Source organism: Microvirga sp. P4_G7 (genome assembly GCF_056401005.1).
The window spans coordinates 1-23,387 of the sequence record NZ_JBFUKD010000012.1 but is presented as its reverse complement, the minus strand read 5'-3'; the positions used below and the strand labels follow the sequence as shown (position 1 = coordinate 23,387).

The 23,387-nt window shown below is 61.7% G+C and carries 21 protein-coding genes and 1 riboswitch; of the genes, 8 read left to right on the top strand and 13 right to left on the bottom strand.

Going from position 1 to position 23,387, the window contains the following annotated elements:
• A partial coding sequence (locus tag AC1DT3_RS01960; protein WP_477463548.1) for an Hsp70 family protein occupies positions 1-711 on the bottom strand: 711 nt, incomplete at its 3' end.
• A gap of 177 nt (positions 712-888) precedes the next feature.
• Between AC1DT3_RS01960 and AC1DT3_RS01955 the strand changes: the two genes are divergently transcribed.
• On the top strand, positions 889-3,234 hold the full coding sequence (locus AC1DT3_RS01955) for a Tex family protein (protein ID WP_477463547.1): 2,346 nt from the start codon (positions 889-891) through the stop codon (positions 3,232-3,234).
• Here the strand turns inward: AC1DT3_RS01955 and AC1DT3_RS01950 are convergent.
• The 12 genes from AC1DT3_RS01950 to urtA form a co-directional block, all read right to left on the bottom strand.
• The gene (locus AC1DT3_RS01950) at positions 3,231-3,800 is read right to left on the bottom strand and encodes a HupE/UreJ family protein (RefSeq protein WP_477463546.1); all 570 of its coding nucleotides are present in this window, start codon (positions 3,798-3,800) and stop codon (positions 3,231-3,233) included. The two genes, AC1DT3_RS01955 and AC1DT3_RS01950, sit on opposite strands and share 4 nt — an antisense overlap.
• 12 nt (positions 3,801-3,812) lie before the next feature.
• Positions 3,813-4,436, bottom strand: a complete 624-nt coding sequence (gene ureG / locus AC1DT3_RS01945; protein WP_477463545.1) for an urease accessory protein UreG — start codon at positions 4,434-4,436, stop codon at positions 3,813-3,815.
• The gene (locus AC1DT3_RS01940; protein ID WP_477463552.1) at positions 4,433-5,146 is read right to left on the bottom strand and encodes an urease accessory protein UreF; all 714 of its coding nucleotides are present in this window, start codon (positions 5,144-5,146) and stop codon (positions 4,433-4,435) included. The genes ureG and AC1DT3_RS01940 overlap by 4 nt, the downstream gene beginning before the upstream one ends.
• Positions 5,118-5,606 carry an urease accessory protein UreE gene (locus AC1DT3_RS01935; RefSeq protein WP_477463544.1) on the bottom strand — a complete coding sequence of 163 codons (489 nt, stop codon included), beginning with the start codon at positions 5,604-5,606 and terminating at the stop codon, positions 5,118-5,120. Before AC1DT3_RS01935 ends, AC1DT3_RS01940 begins: the two co-directional genes overlap by 29 nt.
• A 1-nt stretch (position 5,607) precedes the next feature.
• Complete coding sequence (ureC, locus tag AC1DT3_RS01930) at positions 5,608-7,335, bottom strand: urease subunit alpha (protein WP_477463543.1); 1,728 nt, start codon at positions 7,333-7,335, stop codon at positions 5,608-5,610.
• Positions 7,335-7,955, bottom strand: coding sequence for an urease subunit gamma (locus tag AC1DT3_RS01925; RefSeq protein ID WP_477463541.1), 621 nt, complete (start codon positions 7,953-7,955; stop codon positions 7,335-7,337). The genes ureC and AC1DT3_RS01925 overlap by 1 nt, the downstream gene beginning before the upstream one ends.
• Before the next feature lie 9 nt (positions 7,956-7,964).
• On the bottom strand, positions 7,965-8,702 hold the full coding sequence (locus tag AC1DT3_RS01920) for an urease accessory protein UreD (RefSeq protein ID WP_477463540.1): 738 nt from the start codon (positions 8,700-8,702) through the stop codon (positions 7,965-7,967).
• Positions 8,703-8,793: 91 nt separating this feature from the next.
• The gene (gene urtE, locus AC1DT3_RS01915) at positions 8,794-9,489 is read right to left on the bottom strand and encodes an urea ABC transporter ATP-binding subunit UrtE (RefSeq protein WP_477463551.1); all 696 of its coding nucleotides are present in this window, start codon (positions 9,487-9,489) and stop codon (positions 8,794-8,796) included.
• Positions 9,490-9,491: 2 nt separating this feature from the next.
• Positions 9,492-10,244, bottom strand: a complete 753-nt coding sequence (urtD, locus tag AC1DT3_RS01910; RefSeq protein ID WP_477463539.1) for an urea ABC transporter ATP-binding protein UrtD — start codon at positions 10,242-10,244, stop codon at positions 9,492-9,494.
• Positions 10,245-10,247: 3 nt separating this feature from the next.
• On the bottom strand, positions 10,248-11,408 hold the full coding sequence (gene urtC / locus AC1DT3_RS01905; protein ID WP_477463538.1) for an urea ABC transporter permease subunit UrtC: 1,161 nt from the start codon (positions 11,406-11,408) through the stop codon (positions 10,248-10,250).
• A complete protein-coding gene (gene urtB / locus AC1DT3_RS01900) occupies positions 11,405-13,003 on the bottom strand; it encodes an urea ABC transporter permease subunit UrtB (RefSeq protein WP_477463537.1) in 1,599 nt (532 codons plus the stop codon). Before urtB ends, urtC begins: the two co-directional genes overlap by 4 nt.
• Positions 13,004-13,064: 61 nt before the next feature.
• On the bottom strand, positions 13,065-14,324 hold the full coding sequence (urtA, locus tag AC1DT3_RS01895) for an urea ABC transporter substrate-binding protein (RefSeq protein ID WP_477463550.1): 1,260 nt from the start codon (positions 14,322-14,324) through the stop codon (positions 13,065-13,067).
• A gap of 263 nt (positions 14,325-14,587) precedes the next feature.
• A riboswitch (TPP riboswitch) is annotated at positions 14,588-14,693 on the top strand.
• Positions 14,694-14,759: 66 nt separating this feature from the next.
• On the opposite strand from urtA, the gene thiB reads away from it, so the two are divergent.
• The 7 genes from thiB to AC1DT3_RS01860 all read left to right on the top strand — a co-directional run.
• The gene (thiB, locus tag AC1DT3_RS01890; RefSeq protein WP_477463549.1) at positions 14,760-15,764 is read left to right on the top strand and encodes a thiamine ABC transporter substrate binding subunit; all 1,005 of its coding nucleotides are present in this window, start codon (positions 14,760-14,762) and stop codon (positions 15,762-15,764) included.
• Between the two features lie 21 nt (positions 15,765-15,785).
• Positions 15,786-17,348 (top strand): ABC transporter permease subunit, encoded by a 1,563-nt coding sequence (locus AC1DT3_RS01885; RefSeq protein WP_477463536.1) that lies wholly within the window; start codon positions 15,786-15,788, stop codon positions 17,346-17,348.
• Entirely contained in the window at positions 17,335-18,021 is a 687-nt protein-coding gene (locus tag AC1DT3_RS01880; protein ID WP_477463535.1) for a thiamine ABC transporter ATP-binding protein, read from the top strand. The genes AC1DT3_RS01885 and AC1DT3_RS01880 overlap by 14 nt, the downstream gene beginning before the upstream one ends.
• Positions 18,022-18,235: 214 nt before the next feature.
• Positions 18,236-20,527, top strand: a complete 2,292-nt coding sequence (locus AC1DT3_RS01875; RefSeq protein ID WP_477463534.1) for a putative bifunctional diguanylate cyclase/phosphodiesterase — start codon at positions 18,236-18,238, stop codon at positions 20,525-20,527.
• A gap of 236 nt (positions 20,528-20,763) precedes the next feature.
• Entirely contained in the window at positions 20,764-21,651 is an 888-nt protein-coding gene (locus AC1DT3_RS01870) for a glucosamine kinase nucleotide-binding domain-containing protein (RefSeq protein WP_477463533.1), read from the top strand.
• A gap of 2 nt (positions 21,652-21,653) precedes the next feature.
• Entirely contained in the window at positions 21,654-22,439 is a 786-nt protein-coding gene (locus AC1DT3_RS01865; RefSeq protein ID WP_477463532.1) for a GntR family transcriptional regulator, read from the top strand.
• Positions 22,426-23,387: SIS domain-containing protein (locus tag AC1DT3_RS01860; RefSeq protein ID WP_477463531.1), on the top strand; the 962-nt coding region annotated here is incomplete at its 3' end. The genes AC1DT3_RS01865 and AC1DT3_RS01860, both read left to right, overlap by 14 nt.

The window sequence follows — 23,387 nt, the reverse complement described above, 5'->3', positions numbered from 1 at the left end:
GTCGACGATTCGGTAGTCGAACGCGTCGCCGGCGATCCCGATTCCCGTATGGCTCAGTGGCTCCGCCCGGACAACACCGCCTTTCTTGGAGAAGCGCATGACCGAGAAATCGCTCGTGCCGCCGCCGAAATCGGCCACCAGAACCGTCGCGTCGTGCTCCAGCTGGCGCGCGTAGAAGAAGGCCGCGCCCACGGGTTCGTAGACATACCGGGCATGGCGCGCGCCAAGTTTTCCGAAGGCAGCCCGGTAGCGTTCCATGGCGAGCGGATCGTTCGGGTTAGACCCGGCGAACCGTACCGGCCGACCGATCACGATATTGCGCGCGTTGAAATCCAAACGGTCGGAATGCTTCTTGAGCGTGCGTAAAAAGGCGCTCAGCAGGTCCTCGAAACGATAGCGCTCGCGAAAGATCCGGGTTTCCTGGAACGTTGCGCTCGCCGCGAAGGTCTTGAAGGACTGGATGAAGCGGTGGGCCGTCAGCCCGTCCAGAAACTGCTCGATGGCCCACGGGCCGCCCTCGACCTGCGTCTTGAGCCCATTGCCGTGTTTCTCGTCCCAGAAGCACAAAGCCGTGACGTAGACGTTGAGCGCCGTGCCCAGGTGATCGAAGGTGATCGCCTCGACCCTGCCTTCGCCATCAGCAATGGCCACGACGGTGTTGCTGGTGCCGAAATCGATACCGATCGAAAGATCGCTGTTGGAAGAGGGCATCGGGACTCTCGGCCGGAATCAGGGGGGCGCCTCCTCTACAGGTCGCTTGCCCTCCCGCCAAGCCTTTCCGGACAAAAGCAAGCATTTCTTTTGAACGGGATGGCGCTGCGACGCCCCGTTGACCGAGGATAGGGTCCACCGTAGAAGCCGCGCCTCAGCCGCTTGAGAGGATCCTAAATGCTCACCATCGGTCAGCGCATCGCCGGCGAACTGAACGTCCAGGAATGGCAGGTCAAAGCCGCCATCGACCTTCTCGACGGAGGAGCGACGGTTCCGTTCGTCGCGCGCTACCGCAAGGAAGTGACGGGCACCCTCGACGACATTCAGCTGCGCGCCCTCGAGGAGCGTCTGCGCTACCTGCGCGAGATGGACGAGCGGCGCAAAGCCATCCTCGACAGCATCCGCGAGCAGGACAAACTGACCGATGCCCTGGCCGCCCAGATCAACGGCGCCGACACCAAAGCGCGCCTGGAGGACCTTTACCTCCCCTTTAAGCCAAAGCGGCGCACCAAAGCCCAAATCGCGCGGGAAGCGGGCCTGGAGCCCCTGGCGGACACGCTGCTGACCGACCCGTCCCGCGATCCAAAGGAGGTTGCCGCCACTTTTGTCGACCCGGCCAAGGAGGTCGCGACCCCGGAGGCGGCACTCGAAGGTGCGCGATCGATCCTCGTCGAGCGATTCGCCGAGAATGCCGAACTCGTCGGCCAGCTGCGCGATACCTATTGGCAGCGCGGGGCCCTCCACTCGACGGTGAGGGACGGCAAGAAAGTCGACGGTGCGAAGTTCTCCGATTACTTCGATTTTTCCGAGCCGCTGCCCAAACTTCCGTCTCATCGCATTTTGGCGCTCTTCCGCGGCGAGAAGGAAGAGATCCTTGACCTGAAGATGGTCGAGGACAAGGAATGCGCGGAACCCCACTACCAGAGCCCGTATGAGGGACGGACGGCGGTCGTCTTCGGGATCGCCGACAAGGGTCGTCCTGGTGACCGTTGGCTGCTGGACGCCGTCCGCTGGGCATGGCGGACGAAGCTTCGTCTTTCCATAGAACTCGATATGAAAATGCGCCTGTGGCAGCACGCAGAAGACGAGGGCGTGAAGGTCTTCGCCTCCAATTTGCGCGACCTGTTGCTCGCCGCGCCCGCCGGAACAAGGGCGACACTCGGGCTCGATCCTGGGTTCAGGACCGGCGTGAAAGTGGCCGTCGTCGATTCGACCGGCAAGGTCGTCGCGACAGACACGATTTATCCGCACGAGCCGAAGCGGCAATGGGATGAATCGATCGCCGTGCTCGCTCGCCTCTGCCGCGCGCACAAGGTCGAGCTCATCGCCATCGGCAACGGAACGGCGTCACGTGAGACAGACAAGCTCGCGGGCGAGTTGGTTTCCAAACACCCGGATCTCAGTCTGACGAAGATCATGGTCTCGGAAGCAGGCGCCTCGGTCTATTCGGCCTCGGCATTCGCGAGCCAAGAGCTGCCGGACCTCGACGTTTCGATCCGCGGCGCAGTCTCCATCGCGAGGCGCCTTCAGGATCCGCTGGCGGAACTCGTCAAGATCGATCCGAAATCCATCGGCGTCGGCCAATACCAGCACGATCTTGCGGAGTTCAAGCTTTCGCGCTCGCTCGACGCCGTGGTCGAGGATTGCGTGAATGCGGTGGGTGTCGACGTGAACACGGCTTCCGCGCCACTCCTGGCGCGCGTGTCCGGCGTCGGCGAATGGGTAGCGCAGAGCATCGTGTCGCACCGTGACTCCAACGGTTCGTTCGCCAGCCGCAAGGCGCTCCTCGGCGTGTCGGGCCTTGGACCAAAAACGTTCGAGCAGGCAGCGGGCTTCCTGCGCATTCAAAACGGCAGCGACCCGCTTGATGCCTCAGGCGTGCATCCCGAAGCCTATCCGGTCGTGCGACGGATCATCGAAACGACGAGAAGCGACATCAAACGCCTCATCGGCAACGGATCCGTCTTGAAGGCCCTGCGGCCGGAACAATTCACCGACGCGACATTCGGCCTGCCGACCGTCAAGGATATTCTGAGCGAACTCGAAAAGCCCGGCCGCGACCCGCGTCCCGAATTCAAGACCGCGACCTTCAAGGACGGCGTCGAGAAGATCGATGATCTCCGCGCCGGAATGCAGCTCGAGGGCGTGGTGACCAACGTGGCGGCGTTCGGCGCTTTCGTCGATATCGGCGTTCACCAGGATGGCCTCGTGCACATATCGGCCCTCGCCAACACCTTTGTGAAGGACCCCCGCGACGTGGTGAAGCCGGGCGATATCGTGCGCGTCAAAGTGCTCGAAGTCGACAAGCCGCGAAAGCGCATCGCATTGACCATGCGCCTCGAAGACCCGACGAACCGGCAGGCAGCGAAAGCCGTGAAGGATGGCGAACCGATTCAGCGTAAGCGCGACTTCTCCGGAGGCGATCGGCGAAGCGACGCGCGTGACAAGCCCGCAAGCAGCGGCGGAGCGCTCGCCGATGCGCTGCGGCGTGCCGGCATGTCGGGCAGCAGCAAGAAAAATTAGGCAAGAGCCAATACAAGACCGGTGGCCGCCACGGCGCCACCGGCTGCTCGGATAAGGATCCGATGTCCGAATGCGGCAAGTCCTGCCAGAATCCCGGTCGCGTGGAAGAGCGCGGTGGCGAGGGCGAAGCCGAGACTATACGTCAACACGTCCGCTCCGTACGGCATTTCGGCGCCATGGGCATAGCCGTGGAAGATTGCGAAGACCCCGACGAGCGCCATGGCCGCGCCGACCGGCCATGCCCTGCCCAGCGCCACGACACCACCGAGGATCACGATCGAAGCCGTGATGCCGATTTCGACAGCTGGAACCGCGAAGCCTGCGAAGCCGATTGCCCCGCCGACGAGCATCATCGAAACGAAGGCCAGCGGCACAGACCAGAGCGCACGCCCACTGAGGAGCGCGGCGAAGAGTCCGACGGAAACCATCGCAAGTACGTGGTCGAGACCGCCGACGGGGTGAAGGAAACCGGACGCGAAGTTCGACGTCGTGCCAATTCCCGTGTGAGCAAATGCCGGTGTTGAGAATGCCGCGAGAATTGTCGCGGTCGCGAGACGAATGATCATGAAAGGTCCCTTCTATGCTGATGGCGACAGGCCGCCAGCCTGCTCGATGAACGCAGCGACGGCGTCGACTCCGACACCACCGCGAATGTTGGTGAATACGTATGGCCGCTTGGCGCGCATCCGTTTGGTATCCTCTTCCATCACCTGCAGATCCGCGCCGACATAGGGAGCCAGATCGATCTTGTTGACGACGAGGAGATCCGATCGAGTGATGCCGGGTCCGCCCTTGCGCGGAATCTTCTCCCCGCCGGCGACATCGATCACGTAGATCGTCAGATCGGCAAGCTCCGGCGAGAATGTCGCCGCGAGATTATCGCCACCMGATTCTACGAGGACGACGTCGAGCGCGGGAAAGCGTTTGCGCATGGTCGCGATGGCGGCGAGATTGATCGATGCATCTTCCCGGATTGCCGTATGCGGACAACCGCCCGTCTCGACACCCATGATGCGCTCTTCCGGAAGTGCGCCGGCCACCGTGAGGAGGCGCGCGTCCTCCTTCGTATAGATGTCGTTGGTGATCGCGCAGATATCGTAGCGCCGTCGAAAAATTTTGCAGAGCGCTTCCATCAGCGCCGTTTTCCCGGAGCCGACCGGACCACCGATGCCGACACGGAGCGGGCCTGTGTGAGAGGTCATGAACGAAAGAGCCTCGTGTACTGGGTTTCATGGTGGAAGGAACCGAGATCGGCGCGGAATGTGGCACTCCCGATGTCGTCAAGCGTCGACATTTCAGCTTCAGAAGCGATCGTCTGTACGATTCTGCTCATGGTCGCAGTGACCCGCGTGCCGCCTGTCTGGCCAATGGGCGCGAGACGGATCGCGGCGGAAACGAGCGCTTGCACGAGTGCGATGAGATAAGCGTTCAACGTAGCCGATCGTGGGATCGCATGCGCGGCAGCGGAAAGCCCGACCGCAACGGGATAAGCGACCTCACCCTCGACCTCAATCAGGTGCGGTGCAGGCCAGGCGACGAGCGTCGCATCCAAAAAGCTGCGCCCCTGCTGACTGGTTTCGAGGTAAAGCTCGCCGGACGGAGAAAGCGCAAGGGCGAGTTCGTTGATCTCGCGCAACTGTTCTTCGTCACCCGCAGCGGCCGCGTCATAGGCGCATTTGAGCAAAATCGCATCGTTTCGGCCGAGTCCGTGCCGCATCAGATCCGTCAACCACGCGACGAACGACGCCTCGTCCTTCACATCGCCCGTCTCGACGGCCCATTCGAGCGTGTGCGAATAAGCATACGAGCCGACCGGATAGGATGGAGACAGCCATGCGAAGAGAGGCAGCATGGCGTCGAAACCATCGATCTGCTCCGACTTATCAATCATGAGAATACCCGTGACGACCATGTCCATGATGGTGATCCGCTTGATCGTGAAGATGGTACGCGCCGCGCACCGGCCGGAAGGGTCGCTCGACGATTTTCGTTGTCGCGCCGAGGCCGTGCAACATCTCTATCAGCACGTGATCGTAGCCGATAAAGATCGCCTCCGGCGTAATCTCCGCCGGAACGTGACGGTTGCCGATATGCCAAGCGAGCGTAAGCAGATCCGAGGGATCAGGAGTCGTGATCCGGATGAGCCTTTCCGACGCCGCCTTGACTGCGATCAGCCAACCGCTTTCAAGGCGGATCGCATCGCTCTCATCGAGAATTTCCGCACGGTCGAGGTCGAGCAGGAACTGGGTCCCACCGTCCGCTGTGAGCGCAACGCGCCGGCGGTGCCTATCGCCGTGATCGAGAGTGATGACGTCGACGACGCGATCCTGGTCGACGGCGTCGTGACGGAGAATGGATGTACCGCGGATCATATCAGAACAAGAAGTAGCGTTGTGCCATCGGCAAAACGTCGGCTGGTTCGCAAACCAGTAATTCGCCGTCCGCCCGAACGTCGTAGGTTTCCGGATCGACCTCGATGACCGGAGTCGCGTCGTTCAGTATCATGTCCTTCTTGCCGATCCCCCCGCGCACATTCTCGACTGCGACGAGTTGCTTCTGGATGCCCAGCGCCGCGGCGAGCCCGTTCTCGACAGCCGCCTTGGACGCGAATGTAAGGGATGTCGATGCGATGGCGCGTCCATAGGCGCCGAACATCGGCCGGTAATGAACCGGTTGCGGCGTCGGGATGGAGGCATTGGGATCGCCCATCGCGGCGGCGGCGATCGCCCCACCCTTGATGACGAGGTCCGGCTTCACACCGAAGAAGGCCGGCGTCCACACAACGAGATCCGCCAACTTGCCAGCCTCGACCGATCCGACATGCCTCGAAATGCCGTGCGCAATGGCTGGATTGATCGTGTACTTCGCCACGTATCGCCGTGCGCGCAGGTTGTCATGACCGCTCGCGTCGCCGGGGAGAGATCCACGCTGGCGTTTCATCTTGTCCGCCGTCTGCCATGTGCGGATGATGACCTCGCCCACGCGACCCATGGCCTGACTGTCCGAAGACATCATCGAGAGCGCGCCAAGATCGTGAAGAATATCCTCGGCCGCGATGGTCTCCTTGCGTATCCTGCTTTCCGCGAAGGCGAGATCCTCCGGAATCGACGGATCGAGGTGGTGGCAGACCATGAGCATGTCGAGATGCTCGTCGATGGTGTTCACGGTGTAGGGGCGCGTCGGGTTGGTCGATGACGGCAGCACGTTCGGCAGTCCCGCCACCTTGATGATGTCCGGCGCGTGACCGCCGCCCGCGCCTTCGGTGTGGAACGCGTGAATGGTTCGGCCCTTGAAGGCGGCGATGGTGTCCTCGACAAATCCGGATTCGTTCAGCGTGTCGGTATGGATCATCACCTGCACGTCGAAGCGATCTGCCACCGACAGGCAGCAATCGATCGCAGCGGGTGTCGTGCCCCAATCCTCATGCAGCTTGAGCGCGCACGCGCCGGCCAGGATCATTTCTTCGAGTGCACCGGGTTTGGAAGCGTTGCCCTTGCCCGCGAAAGCGAGGTTCATCGGAAAGGCGTCCGCCGCTTCGATCATGCGCGCCATGTGCCACGGGCCCGGCGTGCAGGTCGTCGCGAAGGTGCCTGTCGCCGGCCCGGTGCCACCGCCGAGCATCGTCGTGATGCCAGACATTAGGGCTTCCTCGATCTGCTGCGGGCAAATGAAGTGAATATGCGAATCGAATCCGCCGGCGGTGACGATCTTGCCTTCGCCCGCGATGATCTCCGTTCCCGGACCGATGATGATGTCCACGTTCGGCTGAATGTCGGGATTTCCCGCCTTGCCGATCTTGAAAATGCGGCCGCCCAAGAGGCCGATATCCGCCTTCACGACACCCCAGTGATCGAGGATCACCGCGTTCGTGATGACGGTGTCGACAGCGCCCTCCCGGCGCGACGCCTGACTCTGGCCCATGCCGTCGCGAATGACTTTGCCGCCGCCGAACTTCACCTCCTCGCCGTGGGTCGTGAAGTCTTTCTCCACCTCGATCACGAGGGAAGTGTCCGCGAGGCGGATACGGTCGCCTGTGGTGGGACCGAACATGTCCGCATAGGCGGCACGGGGCAGTGACGCCGCTCTGCGTTCGTTCACCATCACAGCGCTCCCATCACATCGGCGCGGAAACCAAAGACTTCCCGGCGACCCGACAATGGCACCAGCACGACTTCCCGCGTCGCTCCGGGCTCGAACCRCACAGCCGTTCCCGGCGCGATATCGAGCCGCATGCCGCGTGCTTTCTCACGCTCGAATGCAAGCGCCGCGTTCGTCTCGAAAAAATGATAATGGCTGCCGACCTGGATTGGCCGATCACCGGTGTTGGCGACGGACAGCGTAATGCGTTCCGCGCCTTCGTTGAAGACGATTTCGCCGTCGAGCGTGGTCACGGCGCCCGGAACGCTTTGCGACGGCCGGCCGCGAATCGGATGGTGGACGGTGACGAGCTTGGTTCCATCCGGAAAGGTCGCCTCGACTTGGATGTCATGGATCATCTCGGCAATGCCGTCCATGACCTGGTCGGCGCTGATCACATGGGCGCCGGCCTCCATCAGGTCCGCGACCGAGCGACCGTCACGGGCTCCTTCAACGACCGTGTCGGTGATGAGTGCGATCGCTTCGGGGTGGTTCAGTTTCACCCCGCGCTCGAGCCGGCGGCGCGCAACCATCGCTGCCATGGCGATCAGAAGTTTGTCTTTTTCTCTTGGCGTGAGTTGCATCGTTCGACCTTAGCTGAGCCAGACACGCGGCAACGGCGTGCCGCGAAAAGAGATGAGAAACCGCATCGCGGCATTGCGCAACGTTGAAATATCCGCGGCACAGAAGCGAACCGCGAGAATGCCGTTCCAGGCGCTCGCAGCCATCTCCAAGCCCGCATCCTGCGACAGGCACCCGCGCGCTTCCTCCAGTCGCACTTCGGCATCGGGGGCGACGTAGAGAAACGTGGCGAGTGCTCGTGCGCCGTTGGCGATGGCAGGCTTTTGCAGCAGCGCCGCGATCGGACCGTCGAGCTTCAATGTGTCCGCGTAAACGAGACGCCCTCCACGCGTGATGCGCCAGCGATCCTCGAACGACCCTTGCCGAACCTCCTCACCACGCGCCGCGCGGCCGAAGACGATTCCTTCGAACACCATCAAGCTGGCGTCGTCCGCCATCGCCACGTCGAACCGCCTCTCGAGACGCGCGCGATCGAACAGAATCGTTTCCTGCGGCAGCCATTCGAGCCGTGCGGCGTCTGCGATGCGGAAGTCCACGACGACGTTCGATACGGCGCCGTCGGAACGATAGACTTTTTCCGCTGCGGGCGTCGCGATCGTCACGGCTGCACCTCGACTCACGTCGATCTCGATCTTGAATCGATCCCCACATGCGATTCCGCCGGCCGTGTTGACGAGAACGCCTTCCAGTGTGGCCCCTCTCGCATTCGGCAGGCGAATCCGCATCGATCCGCTCTCAGCGATCCGCATCGGCCGCGTCGATCCGTCGAACACCTCGGCAGAAAACGCGACGCGCCCATCCGCGCGCTGACGCGAAGGCGATGCCGACCGGAGAGAACGCTCAGATGGCCATGCGCTGACGTACATCATCCCCCTCGAGGGCCGAACGATCGCCCCGTTGGACGACTTCGCCGCGTTCCATGACGACGAACGTGTCGGCCAGCTCGCGCGCGAAATCGAAATATTGCTCGACGAGCAGGATGGCCATATCACCGCGCTCGCGCAAGTAGACGATGGCGCGACCGATATCCTTGATGATCGAGGGTTGGATTCCCTCGGTCGGTTCATCGAGAACCAGCACGCGCGGCCGCGTCACGAGGGCACGGCCGATGGCGAGCTGTTGCTGTTGTCCGCCTGAGAGGTCTCCACCCCGGCGCCCCAGCATCGATTTGAGGACAGGAAACAGAGCGAAGATCTCGTCGGGAATCGTACGCTGACCGCGCTTCAAGGGGGCGAAGCCGGTTTCGAGATTCTCTTTCACGCTCAACAGAGGAAAGATCTCCCGTCCCTGAGGAACATAGGCGATGCCCAGGGCCGCGCGCTCGAAAGGCCTGAGACGTCCGATGTCCCGGCCGTCGAGCTTGATGCTACCGCCCGAAATGGGATGTTGACCGACGATGCCGCGCAGCAACGAGGACTTGCCGACACCGTTGCGCCCGAGCACGCACGTCACCTGCCCGACGTCGACGGAGAGCGACACGCCGCGAAGGGCCTGGGCCGCACCATAGTGAAGCGAAAGATTATCGACGTTGAGCAATGTCATCGGCCGAGATAAACCTCGATCACGCGCTCGTCCGCACTCACTGCATCGAGCGGCCCTTCGGCGAGTACCGACCCTTCGTGTAGGCAGGTGACCTTCACATCGAGATCCCGGACGAACGTCATGTCATGCTCGACGACGACGACCGCGCGCGTCTTGGCGATCTCGCGCAACAAATCGGCGGTATCCGCCGTCTCCTGATCGGTCATTCCGGCAGCGGGCTCATCGACGAGCAGGAGTTTCGGCTCCTGGGCGAGCAACATGCCGATCTCGAGCCATTGCTTCTGGCCGTGGGACAGGTCCGCCGCCTTGCGGTGACGGTGAGCTGCGAGGCGAACACGTTCGAGCAAGACGTCGATCCGTTCGCGCTCATTCTTCGACTGGCGGGCGAACAAGGCGGCGAAGGGCGCACGATCCGCCTTCAGCGCAAGAAGCAGGTTATCCTCGACGGAATGCATGCCGAACACCGTCGGCGTCTGGAATTTTCGGCCTATCCCCAGTTCGGCGATCGTGGCCTCGTCGAGACGCGTGAGGTCGTGCGTACCTTCGAACAAGGCCGTACCCTCGTTCGGGCGCGTCTTGCCGGTGATGACATCCATCATGGTCGTCTTGCCCGCGCCATTGGGACCGATGATGGCCCGCATTTCCGTGTGGTCGATGGCCAAGGACAGTGCATTGAGGGCGCGAAAACCGTCGAAGGAGACGGTGACGTTGTCGAGGTAGAGCAGTGCGGGTGTGACAGGTGCGTTCATTGCTCACTCCGCGGCGTGGGGAACGCCGCTCGGCGCGTCCCCAGGTTTTGCTTGAGGTCTGTTGGTCTCCTTGATTCTGTTCCTCAACCCCGCCCACATCTCTTCGCCCGTTCCGAGGATACCGCGGGGCATGAAAAGGGTGACGAATACAAACAGGCCACCAAGCGCGAAAAGCCAGAATTCGGGCAGAGCGCCGGTGAACCAGGTCTTGCCTGCATTGACCACGAGGGCTCCCAGGATCGCCCCGGCGAGCGTTCCGCGCCCGCCGACCGCGACCCAGATGACGATCTCGATGGAATTGGCAGGGGCGAACTCGCCCGGATTGATGATTCCGACCTGCGGAACGTAAAGCGCGCCGGCAAGCCCCGCGAGCATAGCTGAGAGAGTGAACACGAAGAGCTTGTAGCGTTCGACACGATATCCGAGAAAGCGCRTCCTGCTTTCTGCATCGCGCACCGCGACGAGCACCTTTCCAAGTTTCGAGTTGATCACGAACCGGCACAAGATGTATCCGGCGGCGAGCGCAAGCGCCGACAGAACGAACAATACCGCGCGGGTTTCTCGCGATTGCAGCGGGAAGCCCAGGATGTCCTTGAAATCGGTCAACCCGTTGTTGCCGCCGAATCCCATGTCGTTGCGAAAGAACGCCAACATGAGTGCGAATGTCATGGCCTGCGTAATGATAGAGAGATAGACGCCCGTCACACGAGAGCGGAAAGCGAACCATCCGAAGACGAAGGCGAGTAGTCCAGGAGCTGCCAACACCATCAGGAGCGCGAACGGAAACCAGTCGAAGCCGTACCAGAACCAGGGAAGTTCCTTCCAGTTCAGGAACACCATGAAATCGGGCAATACCGGATTGGCATAGACACCACGGGAGCCGATCTGCCGCATGAGGTACATCCCCATGGCGTAGCCGCCGAGTCCGAAGAAGGCGCCGTGGCCGAGCGAAAGGATGCCGCAATACCCCCAGATCAGGTCGACGGAGAGCGCGAGCAACGCGAACGCAAGATATTTTCCAAGGAGCGGCACGAGATGATCGGACAGATGAAGAGCCGAACCCGGCGCCGCGACGAGGTTCATCATGGGGACGAGAATGGCGGCAACGACGATCAGGCCGAGAACCACGGAACCCTGGCGACCCAGGAAATGAGGGCGCCTCATGCTTCCACCGCTCTTCCCTTGAGGGCGAACAACCCCCGCGGACGCCGCTGGATGAAAAGAATGATCGCGATCAGGAGCACGATCTTCCCAAGCACCGCGCCCGCATAGGGTTCGAGAAACTTGTTGGCGATGCCGAGCGTCATCGCGCCCACAAGTGTGCCCCAGAGATTTCCGACGCCTCCGAAGACGACCACCATGAAACTGTCGATGATGTAACTCTGCCCGAGATTCGGACTGACATTGTCGATCTGTGATAGCGCTACGCCCGCGATGCCCGCGACGCCGGAACCGAGCCCGAAGGCGAGCGCGTCGATGCGATCGGTGCGAATACCCATGGATCCCGCCATGCGGCGGTTCTGTGTCACGGCGCGCACGTAGAGACCCAAGGACGTGTAGCGCATGACGAGCTGAAGCGCTGCAAAGACGGCAAAGGCAAATACGACGATCGCGATTCGATTGTAGGTGAGGTTCAATCCGCCCACTTCGAGCACGCCGCTCATCCAGGCCGGCGTGCCGACTTCGCGGTTGCTGGGTCCGAAGATCGTGCGCACCGCCTGCTGGAGGATCAGCGATAGGCCCCAGGTCGCCAGCAACGTCTCGAGGGGGCGCCCGTAGAGAAAGYGGATCACTGTGCGCTCGATCAGGATTCCTATCGCGCCGGACACCAGGAAAGCCAGTGGGAGCGCGATGAAAAGCGACGCTCCGAACAGTTCGGGAGCCGATGCGCGAATGAATTCCTGCACGACAAAAGTGGCGTAGGCGCCGATCATCACCATCTCACCGTGTGCCATGTTGATCACGCCCATGGTGCCGAAGGTGATGGCGAGACCGATGGCTGCCAGAAGCAGGACGGATCCGAGAGAAATCCCATACCAGATGTTTTGCGCGGCGTTCCAAAGCGCGAGGCGGGCACGAATGTTGCCGGACGCTTTCAGAGCCTCGTCGGTAATCTCGGCCGATGCACCAGCCGGCAGCGTCGTCAGCAGCGCGAGCGCATCCTGATCGCCCCGTTCCCGCAGCGTCTTTACCGCAGCGAGGCGATCGCCCAATGGCGCATCCGCTTTCACCAAGAGAATGGCCGCGCGGGCGCTGGTGAGAGCGTTCCGCACATGGCTGTTCTGTTCCTGCACGAGAGCCTGTTCGATCGTCGGGAGCGCAGCAACATCGCGTGAGCGGAACAAGGCCCGCGCCGCATCGAGCCGCTTCGCGGGATCGGCGTTCATCAAGGTCAACCCGCCGAGCGCCGCCTCGATGGAACGACGCACGCGGTTGTTGATTTTGACCGGCTTGAGCGGGTCGCTTGCAGTGGTGGCTGGTTGTCCCGTCGTCGCATCGATCAATGCGCCCTTGGGATCGCGAACGACGACGCTCCCCACCCCGGTGAGCAGCCGATTGTCCCGCAAGGCCTCGATCACCTGGAGTGCGAGAGGATGACCGCTCGCCGCGATCGCGGAAACGGCGGCCTCGGTATCGGAGTAGCTGTCGGCGGCGAATTTCGGCAACGCATCTTCATAGGACCCTGCAACGGCGCGGAATGCGCCAAGCATGCCCACCAGGAGGAGAAGCGCTCGCAGAAGTTTACGGAGTGGGTTCATGCCGTTACCGGTGAGGAAAATGGCGGGGGCGGCACGAGGCCACCCCCGGTCGATTACGCGGTCACGCTCCGCATTTCTTCGTGACGGCGTTGAAGTTGCCGCATTTGAGCGTCTTCCAATCCGCGATCAGGTCCTTCGAGCCGTCGAGCTGCTTCGACCAGGCTTCGCCGGGCACGAGACCTTCGGTCTTCCACACGACGTCGAACTGCCCGTTGTCCTTGATCTCGCCGATGAAGACCGGCTTCGTGATGTGGTGGTTCGCCAGCATTTCGGATGTTCCGCCGGTCAGGTTGGGAACCTGGACGCCGACGATCGATTCGATGACCTTGTCCGGCTCCGTGCTGCCAGCCTTCTCGACCGCCTTCACCCACATGTTGAAACCGATGACGTGTGCTTCCATCGGGTCGTTGGTGACGCGCTTGTCGTTCTTCGTGAAGGTCTTCCACTTCTCGATGAAGGCTTTGTTCTCCGGCGTCTCGATCGATTCGAAATAGTTCCAGGCGGCGAGGTGGCCGAGGAGCGGCTTGGTGTCGATGCCGGCGAGCTCTTCCTCGCCSACSGAGAACGCMACSACCGGAATATCGGTCGCCTTGACGCCCTGGTTGCCGAGTTCCTTGTAGAACGGAACGTTGGCGTCACCGTTGATGGTGGATACCACCGCGGTCTTCTTGCCGGCCGAGCCGAACTTCTTGATATCGGCGACGATCGTCTGCCAATCGGAATGTCCGAACGGCGTGTAGTTGATCATGATGTCTTCTTCCTTGACGCCTTTCGACTTGAGATAGGCTTCGAGGATCTTGTTCGTGGTGCGCGGATAGACGTAGTCGGTTCCGGCCAGGACCCAACGCTGCACCTTTTCTTCCTTGGCGAGATAATCGACGGCGGGGATCGCCTGCTGGTTCGGGGCCGCGCCGGTGTAGAACACGTTGCGCTCGCTCTCCTCGCCCTCGTATTGCACCGGATAGAACAGGACGCTGTTGAGCTCCTTGAAGACCGGCAGGACCGACTTGCGCGAGACCGACGTCCAGCACCCGAAGACGGCCGCGACCTTGTCCTTGGCGATCAGCTCGCGCGCCTTTTCCGCGAAGAGCGGCCAGTTCGAAGCAGGGTCGACGACGACGGCTTCGAGCTTCTTTCCGAGCAAGCCGCCCTTCTTGTTCTGCTCTTCGATGAGCATCAACATGGCGTCCTTCAGTGTGGTTTCACTGATCGCCATGGTTCCCGACAGGGAATGCAGAATTCCGACCTTGATCGTCTCCTGCGCCTGCGCCGCGCCGATCAGCGCGCCCGACATCAATGCAGTGGCCGCCAAGCCCCGCATGTTCCGCAATGTCTTACCCAACATCGACATAGGACTCTCCCTTGCCACGCTGCTCCCTGTGCAGCCTGAACAAGGAATGCAAGCGCCGTGCCAGAGCGAGGACGAAGCACCGCTTATGCGGCCCCTATCGGATCGCGCCGAGCGTACAAAACCCGGCGCTCAGAAAGGCGGCGGCTGCTCAAAAACAGGGCTCCCTTACGGCAACCTCTCACCCTCGGCGATGGCGCGGTCCTTGTTTCCGGTTCCGACTTGTCCTAGAACGGCCTCGTCTCACGGGGAGCCCATTCTGGGCTGAGAGGTGGCTCGGCCACCGACCCGTCGAACCTGATCCGGGTTATGCCGGCGGAGGGAATGAGCATGCGATACGACCATATCGACGTCCCCGAGCGAATTGCGCCGACAGCCCGGCCCTTCTCACGCATGGGAGCGTCATCGATGTTTCGCCGAATACTTCTTGCTTTGGCCGCGATCGGAATGGGGACGGGCCTCGCGCTCGCACAATCCAAACCGGTACTCACAGTTTACACGTACAGCTCGTTTGCTGGGAAATACGGCCCGGCCAAAACGATCAAAGAGCGGTTCGAGGCGACGTGCGATTGCGAGATCGCCTGGGTCACGGCGGAGGACGCCGGCAGTCTCCTCGGACGCCTCCGCCTGGAAGGCGCCAGCACCAAAGCCGATGTCGTCATCGGTCTCGATATGAACCTCGCTGCCGAAGCCAGGGATCTGAACCTGTTCGCCCCACATGGAGTCGACATCAAGGATCTGTCCCTTCCGATCCGTTGGGCCGATGACACGTTCATCCCATTCGACTGGGGTTACTACGCGTTCGTGTACGATGCGGACAAATTGCCCAACCCGCCAAAGAGCCTGAAGGAGTTGGTGGAGAACCCGAATGGGCCGAAGGTGATGCTGCAAGATCCGCGCACCAGTGCGCCGGGCTTGGGCTTCCTGCTCTGGATGCGCAAGGTTTATGGCGACAAGGCCGACGAGGCCTGGGTGAAGCTGAAGCCGCGCATCGTGACCTTCACCAAAGGGTGGTCGGAGGCTTACGGACTGTTCCTGAAGGGCGAGGCGGACATGGTGATGTCCTATACGACGTCCCCCGCCTACCATATCGCCGTGGAGAAGAAGACGAACTACAAGGCAGCCCCCTTTGCCGAGGGTCACTATCTCCATGTCGAACTGGCCGCGGCGACCAAGACGACGAAACAGCCCGATCTCGCGAAGCGTTTCACAGCCTTCGTGCTGACCGAACCGTTTCAATCCGCCATTCCGGAAACCAACTGGATGATGCCGGCGAGAAATCCGCCATCAGGCTCGCCGGCGGTCTTCAAGGACGTCATTCAGCCGGCGCAGTCGCTGCTTTTCACGCCTGAAGAGGTGCTCCGGAACCGCCGCGCCTTCATCGACGGGTGGCTGAACGCCACGGCGCGCTGATTGCACGGGATGGTTCGGTCGATGCCTCATCCAGGAACCCTGGTGGCGTTCGCCATCGCGGCCCTGGTCGTCGGCAGCTTCACCRCACTGGCGATGGCGGGTGGGGGGCATGCAACCCTTTTCTCACTCGGACCGTACCTGACGCAGGTTCTGATCTTTTCGACGCTTCAGGCCGCGCTTTCCACGATCCTCTCTCTCGCACTTGGCGTCGCGCTCGCCTTCGCTTTGGCGCGCCGCCGCTTTTGGGGACGCGATCTCGCCCTCTCCGCGCTCGGTGCCACGATGGTGATGCCGACCATCGTCGTGGTGTTTGCCGTTTTGGCCGTATATGGCCGCGGGGGATGGCTCGTCGCGATCCTGAGAAGCCTCGGGATCGACGCTGATTTCAGCATCTTCGGTTATCCCGGAATTCTCATCGCGCATGTCTTTCTCAATGCGCCCTTCGTCGCTCGCCTGACTTTCGATGCGTTGGAAACCGTTCCTGCCGAACAATGGCGTCTTGCGCAGATGCTTGGCTTTGAGCCCAGGCAGATCTTTCGGCATCTCGATTGGCCAGTTGTTCGCGGCGAACTGCCTGCCATCGCAATTCTCGTCTTTCTGATTTGCTTCAAGAGCTTTGCCATCATTCTGGCGCTCGGAGGCGGGCCCTCGCGGGCGACGCTCGAGGTCGCCATCTACGAAGCGTTGCGTGTCGAGCTCGATTTCGGGCGGGCGGCTTGGCTTGCGCTGGTGCAGGTCGGCATCTGCCTCTCGCTCACCCTAGCAATGAACGGCGTCGGCGTTCGGAGGTCCGTCAGCCACACCGTGCGCGCGGCCATTGCCCGGCCCGACGCCTCCCATCGGGGGCTTCGATTTCTGGACACCGCAATCCTGATGCTCGGCGTCGTCTTTCTGGCGCCTCCGCTTTTCAGCGTCCTCACCGGGCTGACTCATTTTGGAGCGGTACTCGATAGCGATTTTGTCGAGGCCCTCGCCACCAGCATCGTGATCGCGGCCCTCGCCGCGACTTTGGCCTGTCTGCTCGCCCTTGCCTTAGGCGGCGCGGCGCGGAATGTCCGGTTGTCCTCCCGGACTCCGCGGCTTTCGGCCCTTTATGAACTGCTTCCGAACACGCTTCTGGCCGTACCGCCCTTTGCCCTGACAGCCGGGCTTTTCTTGATCCTGCGCCCCTTCGTCGATTCGACAACCGCCGGCTTTCTGCTTTTGCCGCTGATCAACGGGTTGGCCGCCTTACCTTTCATCTATCGCTTCATCGGTCCGAACATGATGTTGGCCGGCGAACGCTACGGCCGCCTTGCGGCGTCCGTCGGCCTGACTGGCTGGTCGAAGTTGACGATCATGGATTGGCCACTGCTCAAGCGTCCGCTCGGGGCGGGTTTTGCTGTCGCCATGGCCTTGTCATTCGGCGATTTCGGCGTCATCGCCCTGTTCGGCGGGGGCGAGCTGCGGACGCTGCCCTATCTGCTGTATGAACGCCTCGGCGCCTACCGCCTCGACGAAGCGTCCGCGCTCGGTTTGTCGATCGTCTTGATATCCTTCTGCCTCGCTTACCTGTCCGGACGCCTGTCGCATGCTGCTGATTGAAAAGTGCCGCTTGAGCTGGCCCGATTTCGAGGCCGACTACTCGCTCCGTGTGGAAACGGGCGCTCTTTGCGCTGTCGTCGGGCCCTCCGGCGGCGGCAAAACCACCCTTCTGCACATGATCGCGGGGTTCGAGCGGCCGGAAAGCGGACAACTCACCCTCGACGGACGAGATTTGCTACCGCTCGCTCCCGCGGAACGTCCGGTCTCGTTGGTGTTTCAGGACCACAACCTGTTTCCTCACCTCACCGCCGCCCAAAACGTCGCACTCGGGCTGAGGCCCTCGTTGAAACTAGTGGGCGCGGAATGGGATTTCGTAGCCGAAACCCTCGCTGCGGTTGGTCTCGACGGCTTCGAAAAGCGACGCCCTGGCGAATTGTCGGGAGGTCAGCGACAGCGTGTGGCGCTTGCCCGTGCCCTCGTCTCCGGCCGACCTCTGATCCTCTTGGACGAACCCTTCAGCAATCTCGATCCGGCCCTGCGGCGGGACATGATCCTCCTCGTCGACGAGCTGCGCCGCGATCGGCCGGTGACGATTGTGATGACCATCCACACCCCGGATGAGGTGGCTGAAACCGCCGACCAGATGGCCCTGGTCGCCGCAGGACGTGTTCTCGCGACAGGGACGCCGCGTGAGATATTGAGTGCTGGATTCGACGCCGCGCGGCTGTCATAGGAGGGTTGTCCGGCAGCGGCGGATCAGGAATTCCTGACCCGATTGTTTGCCCGATCGTTTGATTGAGTCTTAGAAAGGCCCAAAAGCGGGGAAAACCGCCTTCGAACGTGCGAAGTCGCGGTTTTTCACTTGTTCGCAGCCTCCTTTAGCGAAACGTTATGACTGCCCTCGGGCGCCATCTATTTTTAAGAAGCGGCGAGTTTTATCGCAACCGATGTCAGATTCTTCAGCTCAGGCCCTGACCCTCTTTGGGGGCGAGTTTCGCGATTCCGAGCGTGAAACCGCTTTTCAGACCGAGCGGTTGTCGGAAACGCTTCGGCACACGCGGCTGCTTTTTATCCTATCCGCCGTTCTCAACGTCCTGTTCCTGATCAGCGACTGGCGCTTCTATGGCCAGCCTCATTTTTACGCGGCTGTCTCGGCACGACTCATGGTCGTCGGTGTTTCAATCGCTTGTTACTTGGCAGCGCAGCGAGCGAAAGACTTTCGATCCGCCGAAAAGACGATGATCGCTTGGGAGTGGATCAACGCCGGCGCGGTGAGCGTTCTCGTCAGTTCGCACAGCGACCTTGCTCTGTTCGTCGTGATCATGCTGCCGTCGATCTATTATCTCGTGCTGCCCACATCGTTTCGCTGGTCTGTCGCATCGGGCATCGGGTGCAGCGTACTCATGCTCCTCGGCTATATGTCACCGGAAGACGTGGGCACGATGCTGATTGGGCTCGCACTCGCGATGGCGATGCTCAACTTCGCGCTCATTCTCGTCGTCGCCCGCTCCAATCGTCTGCGGCGCCTGGAATGGGCAGCCCTCCAAGCCGAGCGTCGCGCCAGATCCGAACTGGCCGACAGTCGGGCGATGTTCGAGAACCTCTTCAAGACCGTGCCGATGCCGCTCGTCGTGTCGAAAGAAGACGGTTCGATCGTCAACGTCAACGATGCCGGCATTTCCTATTTCGGCGTTCCCCGCGAAGCGCTCGGCATCCGGTCGACGACCGAAATATACGTGAATCCGGAGGACCGGTCGGCATTTCTGRCCAAGCTTCAGGAACACGGGAAGTTCGACGACTTCGAAACCCTCATTCGCCTGGGCAATGGCTCCGTTCGAAACGTTCTGCTTGCAGGAACGCGGTTGGAGATCGCCGGCGAGGAATACATCATCTCCGGTCTCGTCGACATTACAGAACGCAAGGCGACCGAGGAGCGGATTTGGCGCGCAGCGAGCCACGATTCGCTGACCGATCTGCCTAATCGCGCCCTGTTTCAAAGCCGGCTCGAACAGGCGCTCGCCGAAGCCAAGCACATGGGCGAGAAGGTCACGCTCCTTCTCATTGATCTCGACGACTTCAAATCCATCAACGATGCGCTCGGTCATGACGCGGGCGATCATTTTCTCCAGAGAATGGCCGATCGTCTTCGCAGCCTCGTCGACAAGGACGATACCGTCGCCCGGCTGGGTGGGGACGAATTCGTCATCATTCTCAACGCCTCCGACAGGACTAGCGCATTCATCGAAACTCTGATGAACGAACTCGGACGGCCGATCGCCTACAACGGCAAGGAGATGATCAGCGGCGCCAGCGTCGGCGTCGCAGTCTTTCCAGATCACGACACCGCGCCCTCGGATCTCCTCAAGGACGCGGATCTTGCGCTGTACGCGGCAAAATCGCGGGGCCGCAACTGCGCCGTCGTCTATTCGCCGGACATGCGCAGTACGATCGAGCGTCGCGTGACCCTGGCCCGCGAGGTTCGGGAAGCGTTGGAGCAGCGCCGGATCGTTCCCTATTATCAGCCGAAGGTGAACATCGTCACCGGCGAAATCATCGGCTTCGAAGCGCTCGCGCGCTGGCAGCACGCGGAACTCGGACTGCTTGCCCCATTGTCGTTCTCGGCCGCATTCGAAGAGCCCGAGCTCTCGATCGCGCTGGGCGAACAGATGATCCGGCAGGTGACCGACGATATGAGACATTGGCGCGAAAGCGGCGTCCAATGCGGTCGTATCGCGGTGAATCTGTCGACCACACAATTCAGCTGGCTCGGGCTCGCCAAACGATTTCTCGAGATCGTGCATCAAGCGGACATCGATCCGAGGCAGCTCGAAGTCGAGATCACCGAAACCGTCTTCCTCGGCCGCGGCTCGGCGCATGTCGCCGCCGTCCTGAAAGAGTTCCACGACAACGGTGTGCGGATCGCACTGGACGATTTCGGGACAGGATACGCTTCCCTCATTCATCTCAAGCAATTCCCCGTCGACGACATCAAGATCGACCAGAGCTTCGTGAAGGATATCGAGCACAACGCCGAAAGTGCCGCGATCGTCACCGCGGTCCTCGAACTGGGCAAGAGCCTTCATATGGACGTCATCGCCGAGGGCGTCGAGACGCCCGCCCAAGCGCAATTCCTTCGCGATCGGGGATGTGTCTTCGTTCAAGGCAATCTCTTTGCGACGCCCATGGCCGCCGCCGACGTTCCCGCCTTTCTCGAAAAGCAACGGTCCGTCCTCGTCTAGCCGCCGCGCAGACGCCGAAGGCTCGGCAATTTTTTCTTTTGGACCGATTTAGTTGCGAGTGACCTCATACTGGTATCTCGTGGCGTAAAGGGCTGCGCGCACCCGCCTGCCTTGTTCACGCCAGTCCCACGAGGTCTCGTTTCATGATGTTTCCCGGAGGAGACCTCTTCACGAACTGGATATTAAGTGGCATTGTAGGAGCGCCCTGTCTTTCTTCAATTTCCAATTGAGTATTCGTGACCGGCGAGATGACTGAGTTCCTGTTCATTGGCATCGACGGCGGCGGCACGTCGTGTCGCGCGCGGCTTCGCGATGCCGACGGGCGACTGTTGGGTGAGGGAAACGGAGGATCCGCCAATATCCGGCTCGATCCCGATCTCGTTTGGAATTCAATCCTTACCGCCAGCCGTTCGGCTCTGTCCGCTGCTGGGTTGGCTGAGGTCGATCTCAAGCGTGTCTGTGTCGGCTTCGGCATGGCGGGAGCCGGCCAGAAGAGTGCTGTCGAGCGTCTGCTTTCTCGTCCCCATCCCTTTCCCGCGATCGCCATCGATACCGACGCGCACGCAGCCTGGCTCGGTGCCTTCAATGGCAGCGACGGCGCGATCGTCATTGTGGGAACCGGCACCTGTGGATACGGGGTCGCGAACGACGTTCGCATTCAAGTGAGCGGATGGGGTTTCGAGATCTCGGATGAAGGAAGCGGCGCTGAAATGGGGCGCGAGTTGCTCCGTCGCGCTTTGTGGACTCACGACGGTCTTATTGCGCCGACCGCACTATCGACCGCCATTCTCACCGAATTCGAAAACACACCGCAGGTGATGGTGGATTGGGTCGGCAAGGCGCGTCCGAGCGACTATGCCCGTTATGCGCCGATCGTGTTGAAATACGCAGCGGAGCGCGATCCGCTCGCCCTGGAGCTTGTCGCCCACGCAGCCGACGGCGTGACGCGAATTGCCACCCGGCTTCTTGATCTCGGCGCGCCGTCTCTTTGCCTGTTCGGTGGTCTCGCAGAGCCGCTTCGGGCCTGGCTTCCCCCGCCGGTGCAAAACGCCATTGTCCTGCCCCTATCGGATGCTTTGGACGGCGCTATCCTTATGGCGCGTCAAGCCGAGCTGCGGATGTGAAGATGCAAAATCAAGCCACAGACCAGCTTACCCTCGACACGTTGGACGAGACCAACCCGACGCCGCTCTATCTGCAGCTTCAACAGACGATCGAAGAAGCGGTTCGAAACGGAACTCTGAAGCCTGACGCGGCGCTTCCCGGTGAGCGCGATCTCGCCAAACAACTCGGCATTTCGCGCGTCACCGTGCGCAAGGCGATCACTGGTCTCGTGAAGCGGGGCGTGTTGGTGCAGCGCTGGGGTTCCGGCACGTTCGTCGCTCACCAGATGCGACTCGAGCAGCCGCTCTCCCGTCTCTCGAGTTTCACCGACGATATGTCGGCGCGTGGCCTTTCCTCCACGGCGGTACTGCTGAGTCGATCGATCGGACCGGCATCGCCAGACGAATTGATGGCGCTCGGCCTCTCCCCTGGCGACCATGTCAGCCGCGTCAATCGCCTGCGACTCGCGGACGGTGTCCCCCTCGCAATCGAACATGCGGTCGTGCCGAGTCGCTTCCTCCCCGATCCATCGGCTGTCAAACAATCGCTCTACGCGGTCTTGCACGACCAGGGCTATCTTCCGAGCCGCGCGCTTCAGCGCCTGCACGCGGTCTTGCTCACGGAAGAGCAGGCGGCATTGCTTCAGGTGCCTGCCTTGAGTCCAGCGCTCTACATCGAGCGGCGCTCTTTTACCCATGGCGGTGACATCGTCGAGTTCACCTCGTCCTATTATCGTGGCGACGCCTACGATTTCGTCGCCGAATTGACCATCAGCCAACCCGAACGGAACCAGAATGATGACGACTGACCAGACCCTCTCCTCCTCGACGGCGATGCTGCGCGAGGCTCAGGAAGCACCGGAGGTGGTCGCGCGTCTTCTCACGAACAATGAAGCCCTCTGCCGCGATCTGGGTGCACGCCTGCGCGCTTCACCGCCTCCGTTTGCGGTGACCTGCGCGCGTGGGAGTTCCGACAACGCCGCGACCTTTGCGAAGTACCTGCTGGAAATCCATTCCGGCCTTGTGACGGCGTCCGTCGGCCCGTCGGTGACGTCCATCTACGAAGCGCGTCCCAGGATGCGCGACGCGCTGTTCCTCGCCGTTTCTCAATCCGGTCGCAGCCCGGACATTCTCAACCTCGCTCGCGCGGGACGCAAGGATGGCGCGCTCACCGTCGCGCTCGTCAACGACACATCTTCGCCGCTCGCCGAGACCTGCGAAATCGTGCTTCCTCTGCACGCCGGTCCGGAGCGTAGCGTCGCGGCGACGAAATCCTTTATTGCCGCTCTTGTCGCAAGCCTCCAACTCGTTGCGCATTGGTCCGAAGACAAAGCGCTTCTGGCCGCGCTCGACACGCTCCCCGACGTCCTGCGCCAGGCATCGGCGATGGACTGGACCGCTGCAGAGCCGCTCCTCGCCAAGTCCGACAATCTCTTCGTCGTCGGGCGCGGGCTCGGATTTGCGGTCGCGCAGGAAGCCGCCCTCAAGCTGAAGGAGACGTCCGGCATTCATGCAGAGGCGATGAGCGCCGCCGAGCTCATGCACGGCCCCTGGACTCTCGCCGGAGAGAACTTCCCGATTTTCGTCGTCAGCCAACGCGACGAGACCTTGAACGGAGTGAACGATCTTGTGACGCGGTTGAATCAGCAGAGCGTTCCTGTGATCGTCGCCGGCGCTGCGGATGGTCCGGCGCGCGCGATGCTGCCTTTCGTCGACGATATCCATCCCTTCATCGCGCCGATCGCGCTCATTCAGAG

Bases quoted from the DNA above. Each gene is read 5' to 3' on its own strand.
- AC1DT3_RS01955 (WP_477463547.1), top strand. From the start codon at position 889: ATGCTCACCATCGGTCAGCGCATCGCCGGCGAACTGAACGTCCAGGAA.
- AC1DT3_RS01950 (WP_477463546.1), bottom strand. From the start codon at position 3,800: ATGATCATTCGTCTCGCGACCGCGACAATTCTCGCGGCATTCTCAACA.
- AC1DT3_RS01940 (WP_477463552.1), bottom strand. From the start codon at position 5,146: ATGGTCGTCACGGGTATTCTCATGATTGATAAGTCGGAGCAGATCGAT.
- AC1DT3_RS01935 (WP_477463544.1), bottom strand. From the start codon at position 5,606: ATGATCCGCGGTACATCCATTCTCCGTCACGACGCCGTCGACCAGGAT.
- ureC (WP_477463543.1), bottom strand. From the start codon at position 7,335: ATGGTGAACGAACGCAGAGCGGCGTCACTGCCCCGTGCCGCCTATGCG.
- AC1DT3_RS01920 (WP_477463540.1), bottom strand. From the start codon at position 8,702: ATGCGGATCGCTGAGAGCGGATCGATGCGGATTCGCCTGCCGAATGCG.
- urtD (WP_477463539.1), bottom strand. From the start codon at position 10,244: ATGAACGCACCTGTCACACCCGCACTGCTCTACCTCGACAACGTCACC.
- thiB (WP_477463549.1), top strand. From the start codon at position 14,760: ATGTTTCGCCGAATACTTCTTGCTTTGGCCGCGATCGGAATGGGGACG.
- AC1DT3_RS01880 (WP_477463535.1), top strand. From the start codon at position 17,335: ATGCTGCTGATTGAAAAGTGCCGCTTGAGCTGGCCCGATTTCGAGGCC.
- AC1DT3_RS01865 (WP_477463532.1), top strand. From the start codon at position 21,654: ATGCAAAATCAAGCCACAGACCAGCTTACCCTCGACACGTTGGACGAG.